The organism is Mycobacterium sp. TH-M82 (genome assembly GCF_057473605.1).
In genome coordinates this window covers 1-6,462 of record NZ_JBYCKY010000223.1, presented here as the reverse complement: position 1 = coordinate 6,462, position 6,462 = coordinate 1, and the positions used below count along the sequence as shown (strand labels likewise).

General features: G+C 68.4%; 8 protein-coding genes. 2 read left to right on the top strand and 6 right to left on the bottom strand.

Annotated elements, in window-relative coordinates:
* The coding region (locus AC2VON_RS06660) for a hypothetical protein (RefSeq protein ID WP_486952232.1) at nucleotides 1-245 on the top strand (245 nt) is incomplete at its 5' end.
* Nucleotides 246-421: 176 nt separating this feature from the next.
* Nucleotides 422-1,699, top strand: a complete 1,278-nt coding sequence (purT, locus tag AC2VON_RS06655) for a formate-dependent phosphoribosylglycinamide formyltransferase (RefSeq protein WP_486952231.1) — start codon at nucleotides 422-424, stop codon at nucleotides 1,697-1,699.
* Between the two features lie 203 nt (nucleotides 1,700-1,902).
* On the opposite strand, the gene AC2VON_RS06650 is transcribed toward purT, so the two are convergent.
* The 6 genes from AC2VON_RS06650 to AC2VON_RS06625 all read right to left on the bottom strand — a co-directional run.
* Nucleotides 1,903-2,148 carry an AbrB/MazE/SpoVT family DNA-binding domain-containing protein gene (locus AC2VON_RS06650; protein WP_486952230.1) on the bottom strand — a complete coding sequence of 82 codons (246 nt, stop codon included), beginning with the start codon at nucleotides 2,146-2,148 and terminating at the stop codon, nucleotides 1,903-1,905.
* Between the two features lie 15 nt (nucleotides 2,149-2,163).
* Nucleotides 2,164-3,021 (bottom strand): SDR family oxidoreductase, encoded by an 858-nt coding sequence (locus tag AC2VON_RS06645; RefSeq protein WP_486952229.1) that lies wholly within the window; start codon nucleotides 3,019-3,021, stop codon nucleotides 2,164-2,166.
* Nucleotides 3,022-3,059: 38 nt separating this feature from the next.
* Nucleotides 3,060-4,202 carry an acyl-CoA dehydrogenase family protein gene (locus AC2VON_RS06640; protein WP_486952228.1) on the bottom strand — a complete coding sequence of 381 codons (1,143 nt, stop codon included), beginning with the start codon at nucleotides 4,200-4,202 and terminating at the stop codon, nucleotides 3,060-3,062.
* A 15-nt stretch (nucleotides 4,203-4,217) separates the two neighbouring features.
* Nucleotides 4,218-5,402, bottom strand: coding sequence for an acyl-CoA dehydrogenase family protein (locus AC2VON_RS06635; protein WP_486952227.1), 1,185 nt, complete (start codon nucleotides 5,400-5,402; stop codon nucleotides 4,218-4,220).
* Nucleotides 5,403-5,406: 4 nt separating this feature from the next.
* Nucleotides 5,407-6,147, bottom strand: coding sequence for an SDR family NAD(P)-dependent oxidoreductase (locus AC2VON_RS06630; RefSeq protein ID WP_486952226.1), 741 nt, complete (start codon nucleotides 6,145-6,147; stop codon nucleotides 5,407-5,409).
* Nucleotides 6,148-6,154: 7 nt separating this feature from the next.
* The coding region (locus tag AC2VON_RS06625; protein WP_486952225.1) for an AMP-binding enzyme at nucleotides 6,155-6,462 on the bottom strand (308 nt) is incomplete at its 5' end.

Here is a 6,462-nt window from a genome sequence, read left to right as displayed (position 1 = left end):
AGGCGGTGAGCTCGGCGCACTGTGAGCCCGGGCAGTGGTGGGAGCCGTTCAGCAAGGCCTGCTACCCACTGGGCGTCGGACCCCAACCGCTGGCCTGTGAGCCCGGGCAGTGGTGGGATCCGAGCGGCAACATTTGCCGGCCGCTGGGCGTCGGGCCGCAGCCACTGGCCTGCGATCCGGGGCAGTGGTGGGACCCGACGACGAACGTGTGCCGGCCGCTTGGCCAAGGACCGCCGGTTGGGTAACGGGCTGCTGAGGGTGGTCGAGGCGGTACGGGCCGGGCCTAGTCCGCGGTGCTGATCGAGATCGAGCGTCGCGACCCGGTTGGCCCGCCACCCTTATCCTTGAGGTTCTTGAACAGCATGCAGCATCGCGTTTCGCTGTCCGGCGAAGTGCGCTTAACCGGGGAGGGGGCGGGCCAGTGGTCGAGAACCGCACGGCGCAACCGGGGGAGGACACCACGCAAGCCCAGCGGCCGCACCCGGGGAGCCCGATCAGGGTGATGCTGCTCGGCTCGGGGGAGCTGGGCCGTGAACTGGTGATCGCGCTGCAACGGCTGGGTGCCGAGGTGGTCGTCGTCGACCGCTATGCCGACGCGCCGCTGCACCGGGTCGCCGACCAGTCGGTGACCGTCGACATGGCCGACACCGACGAGCTGGTCGCGACGATCAGACGGTGCCAGCCGAGATTCGTGGTGACCGCGACCGACAGCGTTGCCACCGACGTGTTGACCGCCGCCACCGAAACCGGGATCACCGAGGTGGTGCCCAGCGTCCACGCCGCACGGCTGGCCGCGAACGTCGAGGGGATGCGCCGGCTGGCCGCCGACGAGCTCGGGCTGCCCACCGCGCCGTTCTGGTTCGCCGGATCGGCTGACGAACTGCGCTCGGTGGCCACGCACGCCGGGTTTCCGATGGTGGTCAAGCCGGTCGCGGCACCACCGGGGGAGGGACAATCGGTGATGGTGCGCTCCGACGACGTCGATGCGGCCTGGCAGCGCGCCGCCGCCGTGCAGGACAGACCCGCCCGGGTGCTGGCGGAGCTGGTGATGGAGGTCGACCACGAGGTCACTCTGCTCACCGTGTGCAGCGTCGGTTCGGCCGGGCCGGTACTGAAGTTCTGCGCGCCGATCGGGCATCGCAGCGTCGATGGACCAAGGGGGCAATCGGTGCTGGAGTCCTGGCAGCCGCACGCGATGAGCCCCGCCGCCCTGGATGCTGCCAGGTCGATCGCCGCCCGCGTGGTGCGGGCACTCGGCGGGCGGGGCCTGTTCGGTGTCGAGTTGGCGACCCGCGGTGACGAAGTGTACTTCTCCGACGTCACCGTGCGGCCCTACGACATCGCCCTTCTGACGCTGCGTACCCAGCGGCTGTCCGGGTTCGAGCTGCAGGCTCGGGCCATCCTCGGGCTGGGGATCGACCCCCTCATGATCTCGCCGGGTGCTGCGTGGCTGATTTACTCCGCCCGGCAGCCGGGCGGCGCCGCGGCGGCCGGGACTCAACCGGACGCCGTCGTTGCACTGGGCGGTGTGCTTTCCGAAGCCCTCGGTGTCGCCGAGAGCGACGTGGTGGTGTTCGGCCACCACGAGGGCTACCCGCGTCACAGGCTGGCCGCGGCGGTGGCCACCGCATCCGATGTGGCGACCGCCCGGGCCCGTGCCGAGCAGGTGTCGGCGGCGCTGGGCGCACTCTGGCGGTGACGCCCGCAGCGGGACGCGTTGGACGGCCCGTCAGCCCACGAACCGGTACTCGACGTCCAGTGAGCGGTACGTGCGCTCAGCTCGACGGTCGCGAGTGAGCAGAGTGCGGTGATTGGTGACGGCGGCTTGGCCTGCACTGAGGCGTAGTGGAAGTGGTAGCCGAGTCAGTACCGAATGCGTCTCGAACGCGGCACGCCCAAAGGTCACCGTTGGACGTCATCGCGGAGTCGGCGCACGTCGTCGTCGGTCAGCGCAGCGCCCTCGACGTCGGCGAGGATCGGCAGCCCATCGCTGGTACCGATCGAGCGTTGGCGGCGGTGGACCGGCTCGATCCTCAAGCCTGAGCCGTCTGGAATCAGCTCCAGTTGTGTATCCGGTGCGATTCCCAGTGCGACGCGGAGCGGTTTCGGGATCACAATGCGCCCCACCCGGTCAATCGTGACGTACATGGCAGGACATTACGCTCAGCCGTGCGGCTCGGTCAGCCCGGTGCTGGATTCTGCCCGAGCCGCGTAGCGCTGGCGGGCGGCGGTATCGAACTGCAGGAACACCCGGTCGTTGCCCATCGTCTTGTTGAGGAAGCGACGCGCGCGCGGCGGCAGCATCATCGCGGTGGCCGCGGCGAACCGCAGCGACCCCGGCACCGATACCTGGGTCTTCGGCTTCTGGAGCACCTTGACCACCGCGGCCGCGACCTGCTCGGGCCGCAGCGGCCGTTGGGCGGCGGTAGGCGTTGTGCCGGAGATCAACTCGGTGTAGGTGAAGGTGGGCAGCACCGCGGTGACGTTGACGCCGGCCGGCGCGAACTCGTCGGCCAGCGCGGTGGACAGACCCACGACGGCGAACTTGGTTGCGGCGTAGACCGACTGGCCCGGCACGGCCACCATTCCAGAGATCGAGGCGATGTTGACGATGTGGCCGCTGCGTCGCTGCACCATCTCGGGAAGCGCCAGCTGGCAACCGTTGAGCACGCCGCAGAAATTCACCTCGATCGCCGAGCGGATGGCCTGCGGTGGTTGGTCGAGAAACGGCCCGATCGGCATCACGCCGGCGTTGTTGATCAAGACGTCGATGTGGCCGGCGCCGTCGGCGCGGGCATTGTCCAAGAAGGCCGAGAACGACTCCCGGTCGGTGACGTCGAGCAGGTGGCCAAAGACCGGGCCGTGTGTGCTCAGGCCGGCGGCCGTTTTCTGCAGGGCGGCGTTGTCGCGATCGCCGATGACCACCCGTGCGCCCCGGGCCAGCAGCGCGGTGGCGATGGCCAGGCCGATGCCCCGGGCGGCGCCGGTGACGGCGATCGTCTTGCCGGCAATGTTGTCCATGCCGACCGACGTTACCGGCCGTGCGGCGCGGTCGAGCCTCAGATCCCCAGGTCTTTGGCGATGATCGTCTTCATGATCTCGTTGGTGCCGCCGTAGACGGTCTGGATGCGGGCGTCGACGAATGCCCGAGACACCGGGTACTCGCGCATGTAGCCGTAGCCGCCGAACAACTGCAGGCAGCGGTCCGCAGTGCGGAACTGCAGGTCGGTGGTCCACCATTTCAACTTCGCCGCGCGCGCCGCGGTCAGCTTTCCCTCCAGGTGTTCGGCGATGCAGTCGTCGAGGAAACTGCGGGCGACGTCCAGCTCGGTGGCCACCTCGGCGAGCACGAACTGGGTGTTCTGGAAGCTGGCTATCGGCGAACCGAACGCGTGTCGCTGCTGCACGTACTCCAGGGTTTCGGCCAATACCCCCTCAGCGGCAGCCACCGCACCCACCCCCAGCGACAGCCGTTCCTGTGGCAGATTTCCGACCAGCTGGTAAAAGCCCTGCCCCTCTTCCCCAAGCAGGTTCTCGACGGGCACCCGCATGTCGGTGAAGGTCAGCTCGGAAGTGTCCTGGGCGTGCAGTCCGATCTTCTCCAGGTTGCGGCCGCGGCCAAAGCCCGGGATGTCGGCGTCGACCACCAGAAGTGACAAGCCCTTGTGCCGGTCGGCCCCGGTGCGCACCGCGACGACGAACAGGTCGCCGGTCTGCCCGTTGGAGATAAAGGTTTTCGCGCCGTTGACCACGTAGTGGTCGCCATCGCGATGCGCGGTGGTGCGCATGCCGGCCAGGTCGCTGCCGGTGCCGGGTTCGGTCATCGCGATGCCCAGCACCGTTTCGCCGGTCACCACGCCGGGCAGCCAGCGCCGCTTCTGCTCGGCGGTGGTCAGATCGGTCAGATACGGCAGCACGACATCGTTCTGCAGCGAAAAGGCGATGGCCTCTGCGGCCGCACCGGCGCGCTGCAGTTCGTCGATGACGATCGCGTGGTAGCGGTAGTCCTGCACGCCCGGGCCGCCGAACTCCGTCGGCACCGGAAAGCCCAGCAGGCCCAGCCTTCCGGCTTCGGTGAACAGTGAGCGGTCCCAACAGCTTGCGTGTTCCCACTTTTCGTGGGCGGGGACGACGGTGCGCTGCACGAAATCGCGGACCAACTCCCGGAATTGATGGTGCTCGGGGGTGTAGGTCAAGCTCATCGGGGTTTGCTCCTGTCAGCGGAAGGCGCCCAGGCCGGTGAATTCCTGGCCGAGGATCAGCTGGTGCATCTCCGGGGTGCCCTCGTAGGTGAGCACCGACTCCAGGTTCACCATATGCCTGATGACCGGGTACTCCAGTGATATTCCGTTGCCGCCCAGAATGGTTCGTGCGGTTCGGCAGATGTCCAGTGCCGCACGGGTGTTGTTCAGCTTGCCGAAGCTGACCTGCTCCGGACGCAGTCCGGTGCGGTCTTTGAGCCGGCCCAGGTGCAGCGACAGCAGTTGGCCCTTGTGCAACTCGACGGCCATGTCCACGAGTTTGGCCTGGGTCAGCTGGAATCCGGCGATCGGCCGGCCGAACTGGGTGCGCCCGGTCGCGTAGTCGCGTGCGCTGAGCCACGCCGACCGCGCCGCGCCCATCGCGCCCCAGATGATGCCGTAGCGGGCCTCCGAGAGACTGGCCAGCGCACCTTTGACGCCGCGCGCCTTGGGCAGCATCGCATCGGCGGGCAGCCGGACGTCGTCGAGCACCAGCTCGCTGGTGATCGACGCACGTAACGACAGCTTGTGATGGATGGTGTTGGCGGAGAACCCCGGGGTGTCGGTGGGCACGATGAAGCCGCGGATCCCGTCGTCGGTGGCCGCCCACACGATCGCGACGTCGGCGACGGAGCCGTTGGTGATCCACATCTTGCGGCCATTAAGAATCCAGTCGGATCCGTCTTGTTTCGCCCGGGTTGTCATCGCCGCCGGATCGGATCCGACGTCGGGCTCGGTCAGCCCGAAGCAGCCGAGCAACTCGCCGGTCGCCATGCCCGGCAGCCACTGCTGCTTCTGCTCCTCGGAGCCGTTGTGGTAGATCGAGAACATCGCCAGCGAACCCTGCACGCTCACCAGCGACCGGATGCCGGAGTCGGCGGCCTCCAGTTCGGTGCAGGCCAGCCCGTAGTGCACCGCGGAGGCGCCGCCGCAGCCGTAGCCGCGCAGGTGCATCCCGAGCAGGCCGAGCTGGCCGAAGCCCTTGGCGAGCTCACGGACCACCGGCAGGTCGCCGGCCTCGAACCACTCGGTGACGTACGGGGTGACGTGCTCGGCGCAGAACTTGGCGACCGTGTCGCGCACCGCGATCTCGTCGTCGGAGAGCATCGCGTCCAGCGCGAGCGGGTCAAGCGGGTCGAACGCCGGTGTTTGGCTGCTCATGAGTTCATCCTGCCATCGTCAGGCCGCCGCTGACGCTGATCACCTGCCCGGTGATGAACGACGCGGCCTCCGATGCGAAGAACAGCACCGGCGCGGCCACCTCGTCGGGCCGGGCCAGCCGGCGAAACGGGATCGCTTTGACCAGCGCCTCTTTCAGCTTCTCGGGCTGCGCGGCGAACAGCGGGGTGTCGGTCGGGCCGGGACACACGCAGTTGACGGTGATCTGGTGTCGGGCCATCTCCCGGGCCAGCGACTTGCTCAGCGCGATGACGCCGCCCTTGGCACCGGCGTAGATCGTCTCGCCGGCACTGCCAACCCGGCCGGCGTCACTGGCCACGTTGACGACGCGACCGCCGTGTCCAGCGCCGCCGGCCTCGATCATGGCAGGCAGGAACGCACTGCACATGTGCACCGGACCGAGATAGTTGATAGCCACCACCTTTTCGGCGAATTCGGTGGTGGCGTTGAGGAACTGGTCGGTGCGGTCCCAGCCGGCGGCGTTGACCAACATGGTGGGTACCCCCACTTCGGCGTGCGTCCGGTCCCGTAGGGCATCCACCCGGGTGCGGTCGGCGACATCGACCGGCAGCGCGGTGATCAGATCGGGCGACTCGGCGGCGGTGGCCTGCGCGGCCGCCTCGTCGAGGTCGGCGGCGACCACCCGGTCACCGCGTGCGGCGAAGCCCAGCGCGATCGCTTTACCTATGCCCGAACCGGCGCCGGTGACAAGTGCGAGTTTGGTCATATCAACTTCAAGCCTTCCGATCTGACAGCAGGCGTTCGCGCAGCTGGTATTTGATGACTTTGCCGGACTGGGTGCGGGGCAGCGCGCCGACGAACTCCAGCCGCAGTGGGATCTTGTAGCCGGCGAGCTTGTCGCGCGCGAAGCTGCGCAACTCCTCCAGCGTGAGGGTGGCTTCGGGCCGGCGTACCACCACCGCGGTGACCGCCTCGCCCCACCGTTCGTGCGGGGTGCCGAGCACGGCGACGTCGGCGATGGCGGGATGCCGGTAGAGCACGTCTTCGACTTCGGCGGGGTAGACGTTTTCGCCGCCGGAGA